This is a genomic window from Tamlana sp. I1, from assembly GCF_015355625.1.
Classification (GTDB): domain Bacteria; phylum Bacteroidota; class Bacteroidia; order Flavobacteriales; family Flavobacteriaceae; genus Pseudotamlana.
Genome location: NZ_JACLAF010000009.1, coordinates 91,965 through 112,063 on the forward strand (window position 1 = coordinate 91,965; position 20,099 = coordinate 112,063).

Sequence of the window (20,099 nt, forward strand, 5' to 3'; positions counted from 1 at the left end):
GAATCCTTATGCTTTAAGAGACTTTCAACTTCATAAGAAGTCGATAAATTTCTCTTTATTTTTTTCTTAAATCCAGGGTGTAAGGGAATTCAAAATTAACAGGCAATTCTTTATATTTAAAACGTTTAGAGCTTCCTTTTTCTTCAACACTTCTATTAGGATTTTCCTTATCTGGATTGATATTTTCAACCGGATCAATTTCCCCTTGCGTATGACCAAACTCCCAAAAACGATTTATTCTTCGAGATTCTGCTTCAAAACTATTCACAGGGTACTTCTCATATGATCGTCCGCCTGGGTGCGATACAAAATAGGTGCAACCACCAATAGATCGTCTATTCCAAGTATCAACAACATCAAAAACTAAAGGTGTATCCACAGGAATAGTAGGGTGCAATGCAGAGTACGGATCCCAAGCTTTATACTTAACTCCGGCTACATATTCGCCTTTAACTCCAGTGCTTTTTAATTGAACTTTTACACCGTTGCAAGTTAATACAAATCTTTCATCTATGAAATTAGAAACTTTAACTTGAAGTCGTTCTAAAGAAGAGTCTACGTAACGTGCTGTACCACCTCCGGTCATCTCTTCACCTAATACATTCCAAGGCTCAATTCCAGCTCTTAATTCTAAGTGAATATTATTAATTTCTACCATACCATGAAGTGGAAATCTAAACTCAAAAAACGGATTAAACCATTCCTCTTTAAAAGCATAGCCAGCTCTGTTTAATTGTTCAACCACATCTTTAATATCTTCACGAACGTAATGTTCAATTAAGAATTTATCATGCAATTCGGTGCCCCAACGCACTAAATTGTGCTCATAAGGTTTTTTCCAGAACCAAGCTACTAGTGTTCTTACCAGCAACATTTGGGTTAAACTCATTTGTGGATGTGGTGGCATATCAAATCCACGTAGCTCTAGAATGCCTAATCGTCCAGAAGACGAGTCTGGCGAATACAATTTATCAATACAAAATTCGGCGCGATGCGTATTTCCTGTAAGATCGGTTAGTAAATGACGGAATAGGCGATCGGTAAGCCAAAAAGGGACCTCCTCATCTTCGGGAATTTGAGCAAACGCAATTTCTAATTCGTATAAATTGTCCATACGGGCCTCATCAATTCGTGGAGCCTGACTGGTTGGACCAACGAAGGCTCCAGAAAATAAATACGTTAATCCGGGGTGATGTTGCCAGAAGGTTAGTAAACTTCTTAATAAACTAGGTTTACGAAGTAGGGGACTGTCTTGCGGACTAGTTCCACCTAAAGTCACATGGTTTCCACCACCAGTTCCCGTGTGTTTCCCGTCGAGCATGAATTTTTCGGTACCCAAACGCGATTCTTTTGCAAGCCTGTATAATGTAAATGTGTTGTTACATAATTCTTCCCAGTTTTTCACAGGATGTACATTCACTTCTATTACCGCAGGGTCTGGTGTGATTTTTAGAGATTCTAACCTGTTATCTTTTGGAGGCTCGTATCCTTCTAAAATTACGGGAACATTAAGTTCTTTAGCAGTCATTTCAATGGATGCAATTAAATCTAGAAATACTTCGGCAGACTCTAAAGGTGGAAGGAATAAATATAGTTTTCCATCTCTAATTTCAGAACACAGCGCGGTGCGCACGAAATAGTTTGGTTGATTATAATCAATTCCAAAATCGCAATAATCTTTATAACGTGCTTTTACAATATTTTTAAAACTTGGAAGTCTGCCTTTAATACCAAACAGTTCGGGTTCGTAAATAGGAAAAATTTCATGTTCTGGTTTAGCTTCCAAGGAGGCTAAAGGTAATCTCAACCCAATAGGGGAGTCGCCTGGTGTTAAAAACAGGTGTTGACGCCTAAAGGTCCATGCACTTGTAAACCATTTGTTTTCAGTTTTATTTAAAGGCAGTAAGTAACCAACTGGGGTTGATGTCCCTTTTTCAAAAATGGCGTTTAGTTTTTTCTTTGCCAGCTCGTTATCTTCATCATCGGCTGGGTTATAATCGGTAGGTAAATTACCTTGTTCCCATAAGTAATAGAAAGGGTCTTCGTAAGTAGGTAATATATGTTCGTTTGTAACCCTTAAATATTTGGTAAGGGTTTCTAAGAATTTTTTATCGGTATCAGCTGGAATTGTAATATTATCTGTGTAAGTGGCTAACAGGTTTTTATTATACCAAATTGGTCGACCATCTTTACGCCAACAAATTTCAATTTGCCAACGTGGTAAAGGTTCACCAGGATACCATTTTCCTTGGGCGTGGTGAAGCACACCACCTTTTCCAAAGGCTTCATGTAATTTTATAGATAAATCTTTAGCTAATTTTCGTTTTAGTGGTCCGTCGGCCGTCGTATTCCATTCAGGAGCATCTAAATCATCAATAGAAATGAACGTAGGTTCGCCACCCATAGTTAAACGAACATCTCCTTTTTGAAGTTGTTTTTCAACCTTATTTCCAAGTTTATAAATGTCTTTCCATTGGGCTTCCGTGTAAGGTTTTGTAACTCTTGGCGATTCGAAAATACGGGTTACCGAATTTTCAAAAAAGAATTCGGTTTCACAAACATCGGTAGCTCCCGAAACTGGGGCAGCACTCTCAAAGGAAGGTGTACATGCCAGCGGGATATGACCTTCGCTAGCAAGCAGTCCAGAAGTGGCATCAAAACCAATCCATCCTGCTCCAGGTAAATACACTTCAGCCCAGGCGTGTAAATCGGTGAAATCTTCTTCAGGACCTGAAGGACCATCTAAAGATTTTTCATCAGATTTTAACTGAACTAAGTACCCAGAAACAAATCGAGCGCCAAAACCGAGGTGACGTAAAGTTTGTACAAAAAGCCAAGCGAAATCACGACAAGAACCATTTTTACGTTCTAGAGTTTCCTCACAAGATTGCACACCAGGCTCCATACGGATGTTATAGCTTAAATATTCGTATATCTTCCTGTTAATATCAATTAAGAAATAGATTGTTTTTCGCGGCGTATAATCGATTGTTTTTATAAAATCTTTTAGTAAATCGCCATTATCGGTAATTTCTAAATAGGGAAGAAGCTCTTTTTTAATAGTATCAGTATATTCAAAAGGATACTCTTCTGCAGATTCTTCAATAAAGAAATCGAAAGGATTAATGGTCTTTAAATCGGCAATAATCTCGACATCTATAGAAAGTTCGTCTGTTTTTTCAGGAAACACTAATCGCGCTACATAATTTCCAAAAGGGTCTTGCTGCCAATTAAAAAACTGCTCTTCTGGTTTAATTTTTATGGAATAAGACTCAATTGGTGTTCGTGAGTGTGGCGCTGGCCGCAGTCGGAATATATGTGGGGATAAAGAAACTTTTCTATCGTACTTATACTTTGTTTTGTGGGAGATTACGATTTTTAACGCCATAAATTACCGTGTAAATAGCAGATTTACTGCTTGAGTTTAACTTAACACCAACTAAAATTTAAAAAATAAACCTTTTGAAAAATCTAATATACCCTCTTTAAAATGAAAGGAAGTAATTTTTACTATTTCAAAATGATAAAAATATTAGTTAATTATAAAATTAGTAATAAAAGCTTAAAAACCTTCTGAAAATGTATATATAATAGCTCTGTTTTTATGTGAAAATGATAGTTTTTTGATGGGGTTATTATGATATTCACACATAGCAATATTAATCAAACTAATAAAAGGTCATTCAATATTGTATTCTATTACGATATTAGAACCACTTTAATGGGCTTTTGATTATAAATATCACTTTTGCTATTGATTAATCCCACCAAACCACAAAAAACTTTTCAATCATACCATTCGGGTATTTAATCCAGCAAAGTGGTGCTATTTTTTGGTTTATTATAGGAGTGATTTTCTCTTTAAACAAAGGGAACTTCAGCCATTCAACATGATTGTGAGTTTCCTGCAACCAATCCAATTTATTAGGAATATAGAATTTACAATTTGAAAATTGTTGAATTTCAGATAAGTGAATATAGAAGCCCTGAATACACTTCTTATTAAGTAATTTAAACGCAACTGATTTGTTATATGGCGTAAACAATTGTGCTTTAAAATATACATTTTGCACAATGGCTTCAGGTTTTAAACTTAATGCTTTTAATACGGGAACTGTGTACGCGTTATAAAGTAGTGGTAACTGTTTATCTTTTAATTTTTCAAGCTTTTTCACCAACGAATCGTTCCTGTTTGGGCCAATCCAATGGTCAATTTCTGTATTGCCATAATTAGGATCAAATAAATAGAATTTGTAAATAATTTCAAGATGAACAGGCTGTTCACCTTGTTTTAAAATACAGTCAATCTCGCCAATAGTTTGGTTCTCTTTTTGTATTTGTGTGTTTTCTAAAAGCATTTCAATACCTGGAATGGCTTTTAATTCTGAAAACACAAACTGCTCTACACGTTTGCCTAAACGTAAATTTAAAACGCTATGGTCTCTAAATTTTGCAGTTGGTTGTTTACTGTGTGAAAACTGTTTTAAACCTAACAAATCATGCCCTTCCCAAAGCAGTGGTGTATTAAGATAACCTTGGTACTGCAATTGTATGTTTGTTGATTTATGGTGCATTCTGAATTAAATTTATCTATGTTTTAAAAGCACAAGTTTCAAAAAAAACTCTAAATTGTTTAAAATTGACTTCAAAAGTAGAACTTGTAATTTTTATAACCATGAAATTAAATTGTATTAAAATAGTTTTTAGTTTTTTCCTGCTCACTATCCTTGCCTGCGGATCGTCTAAAAACACAGCGACACAAGCAGAAATAGACCATTTAAACACGCTTATAAAACAGAAGACATTTAGAATTGAAAACGATTGGGCATATCCAACAGCCTCATTAGCCATGCAGCAAGCTTCTCAATTATTGCCTCCTGGAAATTCTGGCAATGCTGTAAATTTAATAGGAAACAGTAATTTTTTAGCCATTGAAGGCGATAGTATCACGTCATATTTACCTTATTTCGGCGAACGCCAAATGGGTGGCGGTTATAGTAATGATGATGGTGCCATTCAATTTAAAGGCACAATGAAGGATTATAAAGTCACTCCAAATAAAAATTCTGGTTATGATATTTCTTTTGAAGCAAATAGCCATTCTGAAAATTTCTCGGTGAATTTAATCATCTTTCCGAGTTTAAAATCTGAAATCATCTTAACAGGGAGTAAACGAACGCTTATAAAATATTCAGGACGTATTGTACCACAAACTGATAAAGCAGAGTAGTTAAACTGCTTTTTACTATTCCTAAATGAATAACAATCACTATTCGTGGTGTTGCCAGCAAAAGTGTGGTTATCTTTGCTGAAAAATAAATTTATGCTTAAACAGTTTTCAGATCTAGGAATTAGTGAACCCTTACAACAGAGTTTAATCGGTTTAAATTTTTCCGAACCAACGCTTATTCAAAAAAAAGCCATTCCTTTAATTCTAAATCAGAAAGAAGATCTTGTGGTTTTAGCGAAAACAGGAAGCGGAAAAACAGCGGCTTTTGGCTTACCATTAATACAATTAGTCGATCAAGAAAACACAAGCATTCAAGCTTTAATTTTAGCACCTACACGAGAATTAGGTCAGCAAATTTATAATAATTTAGAGTCATTCGCCACGGATTCTCCAAACATAAGCATAGCTTCTTTATGTGGTGGAACTCCCATAAAACCTCAAATAGAACGTTTAAAAACACCAACACAAATTATAGTTGCAACCCCTGGACGTTTAGTTGATTTAGTAAAAAGAGAAGCCATCAACCTGAAAAGCATAAATTATTTTGTTTTAGATGAAGCTGATGAAATGATTAGTGGATTAAAGGAAGAAGTAGATACTATTATAAAAGAACTTCCTAAATCTAGAAGAACTTTATTATTTACAGCCACCATGCCTGGCTACATAAAGCAATTGGTTCAAAATTACATGTCTAAACATGTCATTCATATTGAAGCCGACATGGAAACCGTTGGTCATCAAGGTATCGACCATCAATATGTGGTTGTAGAGCCTATTGAAAAACTAGAAGTTTTGCTTCATTTTTTATCTTCTAAAGAAGGGCAACGCGGTATTATATTTTGTAAAACTAAAGCAGCAGTTAATAAATTAGCAAAGAATTTAGCTATCAATAAATTTTCATCTGGGGCTATTCACGGTAGTCTCACTCAAGGGATTCGCGACCGCATTATGGGCCAGTTTAGAGAAGGTCACATTGATATTTTGGTTGCCACCGATTTGGCCGCTCGTGGTATTGATGTAAAAGAGGTAGCCTATGTAGTGAATTACCATTTACCAGACACTTATGATGCTTATGTGCATAGAAGCGGAAGAACAGCAAGGGCAGGAGCTAAGGGGCTTTCTTTAACCATCTTGCAACAAGAAGAAGTTGTGGATATCGCCGATTTTGAAAACGAATTAGGCATCACATTTAAAACATTTATTAAAGCCGATGCACAAAGTATTGAAGAAAACAATGCTTTAATATGGGCTAAAAAAATATTTAAAACCAAGCCCAATCGCGTGGTTCCCGAAGATTTTAAAGCCAAGATAAAAACCATTTTTCATCATTTAACTAAGGAAGAGCTTGTTGATAAAATTTTAGCAAATTACTTAGCGCAAAACACCACGGCAACTCCAAACCCAGAAGCTACTAAAAAGCATAAAAAGAAAAAGCAATAATGGCTAACGAGATAAAAAATCAACAGGATATTTTAAATAAATTGAATATTCAAGCCTTAAACCCCATGCAGGAAGAGGCTTTTTCGATTATCGAATCTAATAGAAACACTGTTTTATTGTCGCCAACAGGAACGGGTAAAACACTAGCGTTTCTATTGCCTTTGTTAGAAGTTCTAGACATAGAATCTCAAGAAATCCAAGCTTTAGTTATTGTGCCTTCAAGAGAATTAGCCATTCAAATTGAACAAGTGGTACGCTCGATGGGTTCTGGCTTTAAAGTGAATGCTGTTTATGGTGGCAGACCTATTTCAAAAGATAAAATTGAAATAAAGCATAATCCAGCCATTTTAATTGGTACGCCCGGCAGATTATTAGATCATTTTGATAGCAATCGTTTTGATAAAACCAGCATCAAAACACTTATTTTAGATGAATTTGACAAATCGTTAGAAGATGGTTTTGAAGAGGAAATGAAAGCCATTATTGGGCAATTGCCAAGCATTAACAAACGTATTTTAACATCGGCAACTCAAGGTGTTAAAATTCCTGGATTTGTTAGATTAGATAAGCCTATTACGGTCAATTATCTAAACACTAAAAAAGTATCGAAATTAGCTATAAAAACCGTCGTTTCCCCAAAGGCGAACAAACTAAGAACCTTGTTAGATTTGGTAGAACATATTGGTGATAAACCAGGGATTATCTTTTGTAATTTAAGAGATAGCATTAACGAAGTGAGTGCTTTTTTAAAACGCAACAAAATTAGTCATGCGTGCTTTTCTGGAGGCATGGAGCAAAAAGATAGAGAAAGGGCATTAATTAAGTTTAGAAACGGAAGTTGTCAGGTTTTAGTAGCTACAGATTTGGCTGCTCGTGGGATTGATATTCCAGAAATGAATCATATCATCCATTATGAATTACCACGACACGAAGAAGAATTTATTCATAGAAATGGAAGAACAGCCCGTGTAAACGCAAAAGGAACAGCTTATATTTTAAAGTGGGAAAATGAGTTGTTACCAGAATTTATTAAAGATGTAAAAGGCATCAATATTTCAAAGAAAGCGCCTAAAATTGAGCAGTTTTGGGAAACTTTATTTATCTCTGGTGGCCGAAAAGATAAAATTTCAAAAGGCGATATTGCAGGGTTATTTTTTAAACAAGGCGGTTTAAGCAAAGAACAACTGGGAGTAATAGAGCTTAAAGTAGACTGTGCATTTGTAGCAGTTCCGTTAGCTATAGCGACTACTTTAGTTCAAAAACTTAACAACAGCAGATTAAAAAACAAAAAAGTTCGCGTAACTATTTTATAATCAGTGCTTTTTTAGTTGTTGTTTTTTGTATTTCATGTGATTATTACACGTACTTTTGCGGCTTCAAAATAAAGATAAGATGAAGCGTATTAATGAATATAAAAAACTCTTTGGAGTTGAAAATCAAATCGAATTAAAAGCCCTTAAGAAAAGCTACCGCGATTTGGTTAAAGCATGGCATCCAGATAAATTTCAAGATGGCGACGCATTAAAAGAAGAAGCTGAAATTAATAGCCGTAAAATTATTGATGGCTATCACTTTCTTGTCAGTATTGCACCAGAAACCATTGCAGCGAACTTAGAAGCGTATACAGAAACTATTACAAATTCTGGAATTGCAGACTACAACCACAAAGGAATGTTGCTAGAAATTACGTTTCTTGACGGCACAACTTATGAATATTTTGGGGTTACAAAACAAGTTTATATTAAAATGATTAACAGTAATAAACTGAATCGTTTTGCCAAACGTTCTATTTATCCTAATTATACCTACAGAATGGTAAAACGCGAACTTGAAACCGCTTAAAACGCTGTATTTTAAGATTTTTTTTATAAAGGAGGTTGCCTATAAAGTATACTAGATGTCATATTGAGCCTGTCGATATATTTTAACTGATTGCTAATCAAAAACGGTTTCGACAAGCACAACCTGACAAATCAAATTTAATTTACTTTTTAGACTGCCTCTTTTTTTATCGCATTATTTCAACTAAATTGTGAGCTAATAAATTCCAATTTTTATTTCATAAATTCTTCGGCGAAATGCTAAATAGCCACTATTTTTGAAACTCTATGGATTCACTCACGCAAATTGTTTTAGGTGCCGCAGTTGGCGAAGCTGTTTTAGGGCGTAAAATAGGGAATAAAGCCATGTTTTACGGAGCTATTGCTGGCACGATTCCAGATTTAGATGTTTTAGCATCTCATGTTACAGATACGGTAACGGCTCTAGAAATACATAGAGGTTTTACTCATTCCATAGTCTTTTCGGTTGTTTTCGCACCAATATTTGGTTGGTTGGTCACGCGATATGAAGCTTTTAAAGACAGAAAAGCTTGGTCTTGGTTGTTTTTCTGGGCCTTTTTAACGCATCCGCTTTTAGATGCGCACACCACTTGGGGAACACAACTGTTCTGGCCTTTTGATTTACGAATTGCTTACAAGAATATATTCGTTATCGACCCGCTGTATACCCTGCCTTTTTTAGTGTTTTTAATTTTAGCCATGTGCCAAAATCGCATATCTGTAAAACGGCGAAAATTAAATAATCTCGGACTTCTAGTAAGCTCCATTTACATGATTATTACATTAATTTTAAAAGGAGTTTCTTTTACTAAATTTGAAGCAGCACTGAAGCATCAAAACATTGTCTATTCCGAATTAGACACGCGACCTGCACCATTAAATACAATTTTATGGACTGCAAATATCGACACCGAAGAAGCTTATTTAGTGGGCGATTATTCCTTTTTCGACACCAAACCCATAACATTTCATAGGTATGCTAAACATCATGAATATATAGCCGATTTAAAATCTAACGAGAAAATGCAGCGTATGATTCATATTTCAAAAGGGTGGTACACCATTTCTGAAATTGGTGATACTTTGTATTTTAACGACCTCCGTTTTGGAACTATGGGTGCGAATTCAGAAAACTTCGTGTTTCAATATGAAATTATAAAAGCTGCAAACGGTGAAATTTCATTTAAAGAAATGCCTAAACAAGCCATTGATGCCAAACAATTAATGCGCGATTTATGGACGCGTATTAAGGGGAATTAAGAATACAAAATCAAAAATACCCCTAACATAATTCCAGCTAACGGCACCAGTTTTTTACGTTTGTTTTGTTCTCTAAATACAAGTCCGCCAACGACTACCGCAATAATAATCTGACTTCTTTTTATGGCAGAAAGTATCATAATTAAAGCTTCAGGATCTTGCAAGGCTTTAAAGTAAAAATAATCGGCCGTTTGAAGTAATATTCCAACAGCCGGAATGGACCATCGCCATTTAAAAGCCTTTCTTTTTTCAACATGCGGAAACCAAGTAATGACTAAAATAACAAGCAGAATAAGCACCGTATAAAAGCAAAACCAAAATTGAAGCGTTTGCGGATTTAATTCTAAATTCTGAATTAAAAACTTATCATACAAACCACTTGAAGCCCCCAAAAATGTAGCGGCTATAATGGCTAAAATCCATTTATTACGTTTAAAGTGAATGCCCTCTTTTTTGCCAATTTTCGAATATAAAATCACAGAACCAATAATCAAGAAGAAACCAATCCATTGTAATGGATTCGGACGCTCCTGATAAATAAAAATGGCACCAATAAAAGTGAAAAATGGACCGGCAGAACGAATGGGTGTTACAATAGTTATGGGTAAATGTTTTAAGGCTTGATAAGCTAAAACCCATGAGGCAGCCATAATAGCCGATTTTATAAAAATAAATCCATGTTTTTGCCACGGAATATCTTCAATATAAAAACCTAACGATTTAAAATAATCTGGGTCAAAATAAGAGCCTAAATAAAAGGGGAGAAGCAGTAAAAACCCCGAAGAAATGGTTCCTAAAAGCACAGGAAAAACCTCGTTTCCTTGTACCGCATGCTTTTTACATAAATTATGTAATCCTAAAAATACAGCCGATAACAGGCCCAAATACATCCACATGGCCGCAAATATAGTTTTTTAGAAGATTTTGAGCTTTTGTTTTTTTGACTTTATCATAATAAATATGATCTTCTAAAAAGTACAACTTAATGATGCGAAATAATTCATTTTACACCCCATCTAAAGGTTATTCATTTAAAATGATTTCAAAAAAACACACCTTATAGTTTTAGTTCTATAAGGTGTTAGTTTTTTAATAGATAGTTTAAATAGAGAGTAAAAACAACACTCTATTTTCTATCGCTTTCATATTTAAATGTAATACTTATTCTGTTTTTCGTTTAAAATTGTAAATCGTTTCTTCAATAGTAAACCAACAGAAATAAAAGATACCTACAGAAAAGATAATATCTCCAATCATTCTTAACCATTTTAAAGTTTGAACCGTCGGGGAGTATAATAATTCAGATTCTCTAGCGAATGAATACCCTTGAGTTATTGAGGTATATGCTTGAATAATCCCGATAGGAAGTAAACTAAAAATAACCATGGCGACTAGACCAATATTTAGTAACCAAAAAGCGCGTTTTAGTTTTTTACTTTGCCAAGCCCTATCAGAATAAAAACGTAAACAGATTAAAATGAATCCCATGCCCAGCATCCCATATACACCAAATAAAGCGGTATGTGCATGTACAGCAGTTGTGTTTAAACCTTGAATGTAATACAAAGCAATAGGAGGATTAATTAGGAAACCGAAAACACCGGCACCAACAAAATTCCAGAATGACACAGCAATAAAGAAAAATATAGGCCATTTGTATTTTTGCATCCATGGAGTGCTTTTTAAATGGCTCCAACTTTCTCTAATTTCAAAGCCCATAAGGGTTAAAGGTACTACTTCTAATGCACTAAATGTAGCCCCTAAAGCAATCGCTTGTACAGGAGTTCCTGAGTAATATAAGTGATGTAAGGTTCCTATAATTCCTCCAGCTAAAAAGATAGAAGCTGACGCTACAGAAACACGCCCAGCAGTTTTTGCTGAAATGATTTTCATTTGAGAAAAAATGTATGCAATAACTACGGTAGCAAAAACTTCAAAGAAACCTTCTACCCAAAGGTGAACCAGCCACCATCGCCAATAGTTTATCACAGGTAAGCTGCTGTTTTCACCGTACATAAGTCCAGAGAAAAAGAACATACCAATAGCCATTACAGATATTAATAAGATGATTAATAAATGTTTTGAAGCATCATTTTTACGAATAGCATAAATAATATGACGACTTACCATAATCACCCAAAGAATTAAGCCAATACCTAAGAAAATTTGCCAGAAACGACCTAAGTCCATGTATTCATAACCTTGGTGTCCAAAAAAGAAATTTGTTGTTAAATCTAAAAATTGGTGTACACCTAACCATTCTCCTGCCATGGAACCTAAAACGATTACCAATAAAGCAAAAAACAAGAAGTTAATACCAAAACGTTGGTATTTCATTTCTTTCCCAGAAATCATAGGCGCTAAAAATAAACCTGTTGCTAACCAAGTTGCAGCAATCCAAAATACAGCCAATTGTGTGTGCCATGTTCTTGTAATGGAATAGGGTAGGAAACTTGATAAATCGAAACCAAAAAACGCCTGACCTTCTACGGTATAATGTACTGTTAAAGCTCCTAAAAGTACTTGTAGAGCTATTAATAAGGAAATGACCAAGAAGTATTTTAAGATCGTTTTTTGAGATTTGAAAAGTTTCAAATTTGTTAAAGGATCTATTTCTGGTTTTTCAAGGGATTCTCCTTTTTCATGATTTAATAAGTAATAATAGGTTAGAATACCAATGAATAAAAGTAATAACACAATGGATAGTCCCGACCAGATTATAGAGTCATCAGTAATAATATTATCAATTAAAGGTTCATGAGGCCAGTTAGAGGTATAAGTATAGTCTTTACTAGGCCTATTCGTGCTAGCAGCCCAAGAGGTCCAAAAAAGAAAAGCGTTTAATTGCTTTAGTTTTTCAGGGTTAGTTAAAGCACCTACAGGAATAGCGTATTCTGCTTTTCCTTCAGAGAAAATAGACGTATAATGTTTAATGTTTTCTTTAATAGCAGCCAATCGCATTTCAGAAATAGTAATCGATTTATCAGTTTTATTAAAAGTATTTGTTCTAATATCCTTAATTAAACGTGCTTTAATAGCTGCTTTTTGTTCAACATCTAAGGCATCATAACTTTTATTAAAATCATTCTTAGCCCAAGCGTTTAACATGTAAGTAGCTTCTTTGTGAATCCAATCTGCAGTCCAATCTGGTGCGACGTAACTTCCGTGTCCCCAGATAGAGCCGACTTCCATACCGCCTATAGATTCCCAAACATTTTGACCAATTTGAATATCGTCTTTGGTGTATAAAACAGTATCTGTTCCTTTAACAATAACAGTTTCTGGAAGTGGGGGTTGGGTTTGGTACACTTCAGTTCCAACCCAAATTAGTGCGATGAATGATAAGGCGACAACACTAATAAATGTAATCCATATTTTTTTCATGAGGTTAAGCTTTTTATTGTTCTATAGTTATTATTTAAGTTTTATTTTTCATTGGGCTTGATCTGTCAAGCCTGGATGTTATTTTCACTTTCCTAGTTTCTCATATATCTTGGCCTTTGCATTCAAACTCACCAAGGAGTAGTCTGCTATTAATACCATTAAATTAGGCTGTTAATGCTTTTAATAATGATATTTCTAAAATATCATCATTCAATTATTTCACTGTTAGTTTTTTTTTTGTGATTCATAAACGACTTTTTTAAAGGTGTTTTATAAAATTTTTAACAAATCTAAAGCAATATTTTAAATAGGACAAATTTATCCTATTTAAAAATTCAGATTTTTATTAACCTTCTGAAAATTAGGATTCAAGTTGAATTTTAAAAGAAAATAATTACGATATATTTAGAAAAAAAATATGATAAGTAAATACAAAAAGCGGAAGTTTATTAACGATATAAGATATTAGTCTGTTTGTAAACCTTATGAAAAAAGATTATAATTAATTTACGAATATTGAAATGAGAAATTAAGGAGATGTTAATTAACACTTTCTGCTTTAATAATTTGACTCACAGCTTGCCTATATTTTACAGGATTTGAAGCCTTTTTAATGGCTTTATAAGTTTTTTGTGGATTTGATGTCGCTTGTGAAAAGTACTCCCAAAATCCTAACATTTTCATCTTTATAGGGGTTGGGCCAGACAAATACGCGTCGTATTGCTGATAAATTGTATCGTGAAATTCTGAAAAAATAGCCCAACGGTCTTTTGGGTATGAAGTCGTGTTATTTTTTATCATACTTGGTAAAAACGGATCGGCAATTAAGCCACGACCAATCATAAAGTGATCGATTTCTGGGAAGCGCTTTTCAATGGCTTTAAATGCTGAAACGCTTGTTATGTCGCCATTATAATACAATTTGTGCTTAGTACTGCTGATGCATTTTTCAAAAGCATCTAAATTCACAGGGCCTTTGTAAAGTTGCTTTCCAATGCGCGCATGTATGGCAATACTTTTAAGCGGATATTGGTCTAAAACAGGAAAAGCATCTAAAATTTCTTCAGCATTTTCGTAACCCATTCGCATTTTCATAGACACTAGAATATCGGTTTCGTTATGTGCTTTATGTAAAACGTCGTTAATTCTATTGGGGTTGCAAATTAATCCAGAACCCATTCCAGATTTTGTTACCATGGGGTACGGGCAACCTAAATTCCAATTTAACTCTTTATATCCTAAACTTTGTACGTACTTGGCAACAAATAAAAACTCGTCGGGATCGTTAGTAATTACTTGCGGAATGACCTCTAAAGTCGTGTTGTTTTCAGGCAATAAATCGTTTTGATACGATTGCTTAATTTTCAGTTTACCATTTAACCGAATGTACGGTGCATAAAAAGTATCAATACCACCAAAATAATGGTTAAAAGCATTTCGAAATCTGAAATCGGTAAAACCTTGTAAAGGCGATGAAAGTAGAGTAGAAGCCATCCTGTTATTTAGTTGGGCAAAGATAGGACAATTGATTGATGATTTATTGCATCACATGCATATCATAAAGTCTTTTTAATTCTACCTTGAAAAAATTCATTATCGTAAATCACATTTCTAACAAAAATAAAGGCTTGATGCAAATCTTTATTAGGAAGATTAAAAATATCGTGCTTTCTATCTTTGTAGGTATACAAAAGGAAACTACTGTTTAGATCGGCTAATTTATCGGTGATTTTTTTCGAGCCTTCTAATATAAAATACCCTTTATCAAAAACATTACAGGAATGATGCGCCGCTTTATCATAAGGCACCACGGGGTCTTTGTCGCCGTGATAAAACACCCCAGGAATATTATTATCTTTTCCAATGGTATTCGTATCAAAAACAGCTCCCGAAATAGAAATTACAGCTGCAATTTTAACCGCTCGATGTCTTGAACTTTTAGTGATTAGTTCGCGATTGTAAGCAATATTTAAAATGGTTTCCGCACCAGCGCTACTCCCTATTAATATGATTTTAGAAGCATCAATTTCGAAATCGGTTTTATAATTTGTTAAAAACAACAAAGCATCTAAAACATCTTGAGCGCCTTTTTTATAAACCTTAAAGATTTCTTTTTGAGGTTCATGACAGCTTACTTGATTATGATCGTGAACCAAGCGGTAGTCTATGCTCGCCACATTATATCCTTTTCTAGCTATATTTTTTGCCATAGACACCATATAACTATCATCTCTTTTTCCGCTATAAAAACCACCACCGTGTACTAAAACCATTAAAGGTCTCTTGTTTAAAGTGTCTGCTGCAGGCTCATAAATATCAAGTTTTAAGGTATCCTTACCTTTAATTGCGTATCTAAAAGTTCGCACATCTATTTCATCAAAAACACTATCAATATAGCGTGTTTGTGCGCTTACCGCGGAAAAAACAAGTGTTAAGAAAAGGCTAGATAAAATACAGCGCATCATTAGAAATTGAGTTAATTTTAAGTGCTAATTTAAATTGAATTTTTAATAAATAACTGCTGAATAGGATATTTTAATGAGTTCGCGCTAGTATAAAATATAGCTTTTAGTCATGCTGAACTTGTTTCAGCATCCCATTATTAATGCAACTAAACAACTAGAATCTTTTCCAGAAATGAAACAAAGTTGATTTTCGCTGTAAACTACTGATTGTTAATATCTCTAAAAACACCCTATAATCCTCTCTAGGGGGTATTCATTAACATTTCATTAGAAACCAACCTTCGTATAAAACGAAAAAGGTTGCCCAATTAAGACAACCTTTTCTATAAATAGTAAAACTTTTAAATGTTTTATAATTTCTGAAACGATTTCAGAACATATGTACTTTTAAAATTAATAAGCCATTTTTACAATCCTTTCAACTTTATCTGGAGACAACGATTGATGCTCGCCAAGTCCTAGCCAACCACGATTTGTAAAGCGTTTTGAAATTTCTTCAGCAGTCCCCTCGTAATCATTTGTATAATCTGATAATTTGGTATCAATGCCTAATTGATGGAAAAAATCTACTGTTTTTTCGATGGCAGCATAGGCTTTATCTTCTGTATTTCCTTCGGAAATATGCCACACACGTTCACCATACTGTGCTAATTTTTCTTTTTTAGCTTCAAAATTAAACTTGTAATGACTTGGCGCGATTACCGCTAAAGTTCTGGCATGATCAATACCAAATAAAGCCGTTAATTCGTGCCCCATAGCATGAACTGCCCAATCGGTTGGCACTCCTTTTTGTATTAAGCCGTTTAAGGCCATAGTACAACTCCACATAAAATTAGCAGCTGCTTCATAATCGGTTGGGTCTTTTAAAACTTTTGGAGCCACCTCTACAAGCGTTTGTAAAATACTTTCAGCAAAACGATCTTGCAACAAAGCCCCAATTGGATACGTCATATATTGCTCTAAAACGTGTGTAAAAGCATCGGTTAAACCGTTTGCTAATTGGCGCTCGGGAATAGAACTAATTACTTGAGGATCTAAAATAGAAAACTCTGGAAACAAACCAGGACCGCCCATGGCTAGCTTTTCTTTAGTTTCCTCGCGGGTAATAACTGCGCCAGAATTCATTTCCGAACCTGTTGCTGGCAAGGTTAAAACCGTACCGAAAGGCATGCCTTTTTCGGTTCTTATGTTTTTAGTTAAAATGTCCCAAGGGGTGTCACCTTCAAATAGTGCTGCAGACGATAAAAATTTAGTGCCATCAATAACAGAACCTCCGCCAACAGCTAGTAAAAAGGTGATATTTTCCTCTTTAATCACTTTTAAAGCCTTCATTAAAATAGCGTATTCGGGGTTTGCAGGAATGCCACCAAACTCGATAACCTTTACTTTTGATAACGCTGTTTTAACCTGGTCGTAAATACCGTTTTTTTTGATGCTTCCACCGCCATATAGCAATAAAACTTTAGCGTCTTTAGGAATTTCATTTTCTAGTTTTTCTATGGTGTCCTTTCCAAAAATAATTTTGGTAGGATTTTTAAATTCAAAATTGTTCATCTTGTTTTTCTTTTTGGTTATTAAATTTTAACAATCATTTTTCCTTTGTTCTTACCTTCAAATAAATCGATAAAAGCATTCGGAATCTGGTCAAATCCATCAACTATGGTTTCCGCATAGGTTAATTTTTCTTCGGCCAACCAACGTGACAAATGTGTAATGGCCGCTGGAAATTTTTCAGCATAATTAGAGACAATAAAACCTTGCATTAAGGCACTGTTTTTAACTAAAAATGGTTGTACACTTATACTTTTGGGGATATCTGTATTATTATAAACAGAAATCGCTCCACAAATAATAAGCCTTGCAAACTTGTTAATATTGAATAAAACCGCATCGGATATCGGCCCACCAACATTATCAAAATAAATATCGACACCATTTGGAGCAAGTTTTTTCAGCTCGGCATTAATATCTTTACTCGTATTATAATTGATGCCAGCATCAAAACCAAATTCTGTTTTAAGCAACTCTATTTTTTCATCGGTGCCTGCAATGCCAATAACATGAAGGCCTAGAATTTTTCCAATTTGACCAACAATACTTCCAACAGCACCAGCAGCTCCAGAAACCACTAAAGTTTCTCCTGCAACTGGTTTTCCTATTTGATTTAGACCTAAATAAGCCGTTAAACCTGTCATACCTAAAACGCCTAAATAGGCACTTAAAGGAGCATTTGAAGCATCTACTTTTGTTAAACCTTCACCGGTAGAGGTTTGCTGTGTTTTCCAAGCTAACATGCCGGAAACAAAATCGCCTACAGCAAATTTTTCGTTTTTAGACGCCATTACTTTAGCAACAATTCCAGATTGAATAGGTTTATTTAATTCAAAAGGAGGGACGTAAGATTTGGCATCGCTCATGCGACCTCTTAAATAAGGATCTACAGAAACGTAGCTGGTTTCAAGAAGAATTTCTCCTTCGTTAATCTGTAAATCGACGTCCTCGGTGACAAACTCAAAATCTGAAACAGAAGGTTTGCCTTGGGGTCTCTTTTTTAATAAAATGCTTTTTACCATAATCTTACTTTTTAGTCTATTACCGTTACTAAATCTTCCATTGGTTTTCTAACCTTTACAAGGTTTGATAACCAATCGGCATCGTCTTTTCTGTACCCTAAAGGTAACAAAACGGCACTACGTAAGCCTTTTTCGCGTAAGCCTAAAATTTCGTCAACCGCAGCAGGATCAAAACCTTCCATAGGTGTCGCATCTACGCCTTCAAAAGCAGCGGCAGCAAGCGCTTGCGAAAATGCAATATAGGCTTGTTTTGCGGTATGATTAAAGTTTTCTTCAGCATCCTTTTGCGGATAAGAGTTTAATAACATTTGGCGGTAATTTTCCCAACCTTCGTTTTTAAATCCGCGAATGTCATTGGTTAAATCGAACATATAATTAATTCGGTCTGCCGTATACGTATCCCAAGCCGCAAAAACGAGTAGGTGCGAGCAGTCTGAAATCACCGATTGGTTCCAAGCTACCGGTTTAATTTTATCTTTAAGTTCTTGGTTTTTAATCACAATAATTTCAAAAGGTTGCAAGCCGCTTGATGTTGGTGCCAAACGTGCCGCTTCTAAAATGCGTTCTATTTTATCTTCGGCTACTTTTTCACCATTCATGGCTTTTGCAGCATATCTCCAATTTAATTTATCTAATAATTCCATAGTACTAATTTTTATTTGCTATTCTTTTTATTTCGTTTGAAGGGATTATCGCTTCTTTATACGATGAATTGTTTGCTAAATGTATCATGGCTTTCGCGATACTTTCAGCGTTAATAATTTTATATGCTTTTAATTTTCCAATAAATAATGGTTGGATGATTTTAAAAATAACCAAAGCCATTTTTTCTAAAAATCTGCTTTCATTTCGTTCGCCACCAATTAAAGAAGGCCTTAATATAAAGGTGTTCGCAATGCTTTGTTTCAAGACAGCAGCTTCCATTTCACCTTTAGTTTTATTGTAAAAAACTTTACTGTTTTTATCAGCGCCTAGGGCTGAAATAACCAAAAACGTAGCGATGTTATTTTCTTTTGAAAGTTGCGCAGCATGTACAGGAATACCGTAATCAATTTGTTTATAAAGGGATTTATCAGGCGTTTTCTTTGTTGTTGTGCCGATACAACAATAAACTTCATCGCCTGTAAAATCAGTTTTAAAGTCATTTAATTTTAAAATGTTTCCTGTAAACTGAACAACCTCCTTAGGTAAACCTTCAATTTTTGAACGTGAAAATAATTTGATGGTTTCATAACGCACATCTTCAATTAATTTTTGAAGTAAATGGCTGCCTGTTAACCCTGAAGCGCCTAATATAATGGCTGTTTTTTTCATCTTATTTGCACATTTTTATACTGCTCCAAGCCGCTTGATAAGCTTCTTCCATATGTGTTTTATCTAAAACAAACGCGCCTCTTTTTTGAGTCATCATTAAAAAAGACAAAGGATTTATTGAATAGGCGTACAATAAATAATCGGAAATTGGCTTTATAACACCTTCCTTGCGGCCGCGTTCCCAAAGGTCGAGTAGGGGCTGTAAATGTTTTATCCCTTCTTTTCTGCTGGCTTCATCAATCATTGGCGTGTTATCACATTGGGCTAAAAACATGGCGTTTTCGCAATCGGTAAGTTTAAAATCTGCGATACGTTTCCATATAATTTCGAAACCTTCCTCAACAGTCATCTCTTCATTATAGGTTTCAAAAGCATAATTTGTGTATGCTGTTTTGACTTCTATATAAGTTTTGTTGACTAAATCCTGCTTATTTTCAAAATACAAATAAATAGTTGCAGGCGACACGTTGGCCATTTTTGCAATTTTACTCATTGGCGTGGCATGAAAACCATTGTTGTTAACCAATTCGATGGTGGCTTTAATTAGCGCATTTCGTTTGTCGATACTTTTTTGAAGCTTAATCATAACTTT

General features: G+C 34.7%; 16 protein-coding genes. 5 read left to right on the forward strand and 11 right to left on the reverse strand.

The genetic code is table 11. The features are described 5' to 3' along the window. Nucleotides 1-55 precede the first annotated feature (55 nt). Nucleotides 56-3,388 carry a DUF2126 domain-containing protein gene (locus H6X70_RS09670; RefSeq protein ID WP_194767475.1) on the reverse strand — a complete coding sequence of 1,111 codons (3,333 nt, stop codon included), beginning with the start codon at nt 3,386-3,388 and terminating at the stop codon, nt 56-58. Between the two features lie 370 nt (nt 3,389-3,758). Beyond that, a complete protein-coding gene (locus H6X70_RS09675) occupies nt 3,759-4,574 on the reverse strand; it encodes a DUF1853 family protein (protein ID WP_194767476.1) in 816 nt (271 codons plus the stop codon). Nucleotides 4,575-4,639: 65 nt separating this feature from the next. On the opposite strand from H6X70_RS09675, the gene H6X70_RS09680 reads away from it, so the two are divergent. The 5 genes from H6X70_RS09680 to H6X70_RS09700 all read left to right on the forward strand — a co-directional run bounded on the left by H6X70_RS09680 (nt 4,640) and on the right by H6X70_RS09700 (nt 9,771). Then, on the forward strand, nt 4,640-5,230 hold the full coding sequence (locus tag H6X70_RS09680) for a DUF4251 domain-containing protein (protein WP_194767477.1): 591 nt from the start codon (nt 4,640-4,642) through the stop codon (nt 5,228-5,230). A gap of 93 nt (nt 5,231-5,323) precedes the next feature. Further along, nucleotides 5,324-6,670 carry a DEAD/DEAH box helicase gene (locus H6X70_RS09685; RefSeq protein ID WP_194767478.1) on the forward strand — a complete coding sequence of 449 codons (1,347 nt, stop codon included), beginning with the start codon at nt 5,324-5,326 and terminating at the stop codon, nt 6,668-6,670. Then, nucleotides 6,670-7,983, forward strand: coding sequence for a DEAD/DEAH box helicase (locus tag H6X70_RS09690; RefSeq protein ID WP_194767479.1), 1,314 nt, complete (start codon nt 6,670-6,672; stop codon nt 7,981-7,983). The genes H6X70_RS09685 and H6X70_RS09690 overlap by 1 nt, the downstream gene beginning before the upstream one ends. A 79-nt stretch (nt 7,984-8,062) precedes the next feature. Then, nucleotides 8,063-8,512, forward strand: coding sequence for a KTSC domain-containing protein (locus H6X70_RS09695; RefSeq protein ID WP_194767480.1), 450 nt, complete (start codon nt 8,063-8,065; stop codon nt 8,510-8,512). Nucleotides 8,513-8,778: 266 nt separating this feature from the next. Then, on the forward strand, nt 8,779-9,771 hold the full coding sequence (locus H6X70_RS09700) for a metal-dependent hydrolase (RefSeq protein ID WP_194767481.1): 993 nt from the start codon (nt 8,779-8,781) through the stop codon (nt 9,769-9,771). Here the strand turns inward: H6X70_RS09700 and H6X70_RS09705 are convergent. The 9 genes from H6X70_RS09705 to H6X70_RS09745 all read right to left on the reverse strand — a co-directional run bounded on the left by H6X70_RS09705 (nt 9,768) and on the right by H6X70_RS09745 (nt 20,093). Then, complete coding sequence (locus H6X70_RS09705; protein WP_194767482.1) at nt 9,768-10,667, reverse strand: DMT family transporter; 900 nt, start codon at nt 10,665-10,667, stop codon at nt 9,768-9,770. The two genes, H6X70_RS09700 and H6X70_RS09705, sit on opposite strands and share 4 nt — an antisense overlap. 265 nt (nt 10,668-10,932) lie before the next feature. Continuing rightward, the gene (locus tag H6X70_RS09710) at nt 10,933-13,155 is read right to left on the reverse strand and encodes a nitric-oxide reductase large subunit (RefSeq protein ID WP_194767483.1); all 2,223 of its coding nucleotides are present in this window, start codon (nt 13,153-13,155) and stop codon (nt 10,933-10,935) included. Nucleotides 13,156-13,695: 540 nt separating this feature from the next. Continuing rightward, nucleotides 13,696-14,649 (reverse strand): tRNA dihydrouridine synthase, encoded by a 954-nt coding sequence (locus tag H6X70_RS09715; protein ID WP_194767484.1) that lies wholly within the window; start codon nt 14,647-14,649, stop codon nt 13,696-13,698. A 62-nt stretch (nt 14,650-14,711) separates the two neighbouring features. Further along, complete coding sequence (locus tag H6X70_RS09720; protein ID WP_194767485.1) at nt 14,712-15,620, reverse strand: alpha/beta hydrolase; 909 nt, start codon at nt 15,618-15,620, stop codon at nt 14,712-14,714. Nucleotides 15,621-16,013: 393 nt separating this feature from the next. Further along, a complete protein-coding gene (locus H6X70_RS09725) occupies nt 16,014-17,174 on the reverse strand; it encodes an iron-containing alcohol dehydrogenase (protein WP_194767486.1) in 1,161 nt (386 codons plus the stop codon). A 20-nt stretch (nt 17,175-17,194) separates the two neighbouring features. Then, the gene (locus H6X70_RS09730; protein ID WP_194767487.1) at nt 17,195-18,193 is read right to left on the reverse strand and encodes an NADP-dependent oxidoreductase; all 999 of its coding nucleotides are present in this window, start codon (nt 18,191-18,193) and stop codon (nt 17,195-17,197) included. 11 nt (nt 18,194-18,204) lie between these two features. Beyond that, the gene (locus H6X70_RS09735) at nt 18,205-18,837 is read right to left on the reverse strand and encodes an NAD(P)H-dependent oxidoreductase (protein WP_194767488.1); all 633 of its coding nucleotides are present in this window, start codon (nt 18,835-18,837) and stop codon (nt 18,205-18,207) included. A 4-nt stretch (nt 18,838-18,841) separates the two neighbouring features. Further along, nucleotides 18,842-19,507 carry an NAD(P)H-binding protein gene (locus H6X70_RS09740; RefSeq protein ID WP_194767489.1) on the reverse strand — a complete coding sequence of 222 codons (666 nt, stop codon included), beginning with the start codon at nt 19,505-19,507 and terminating at the stop codon, nt 18,842-18,844. A 1-nt stretch (nt 19,508) separates the two neighbouring features. Further along, nucleotides 19,509-20,093 carry a TetR/AcrR family transcriptional regulator gene (locus tag H6X70_RS09745; protein WP_194767490.1) on the reverse strand — a complete coding sequence of 195 codons (585 nt, stop codon included), beginning with the start codon at nt 20,091-20,093 and terminating at the stop codon, nt 19,509-19,511. Between the last annotated feature and the right edge of the window lie 6 nt (nt 20,094-20,099).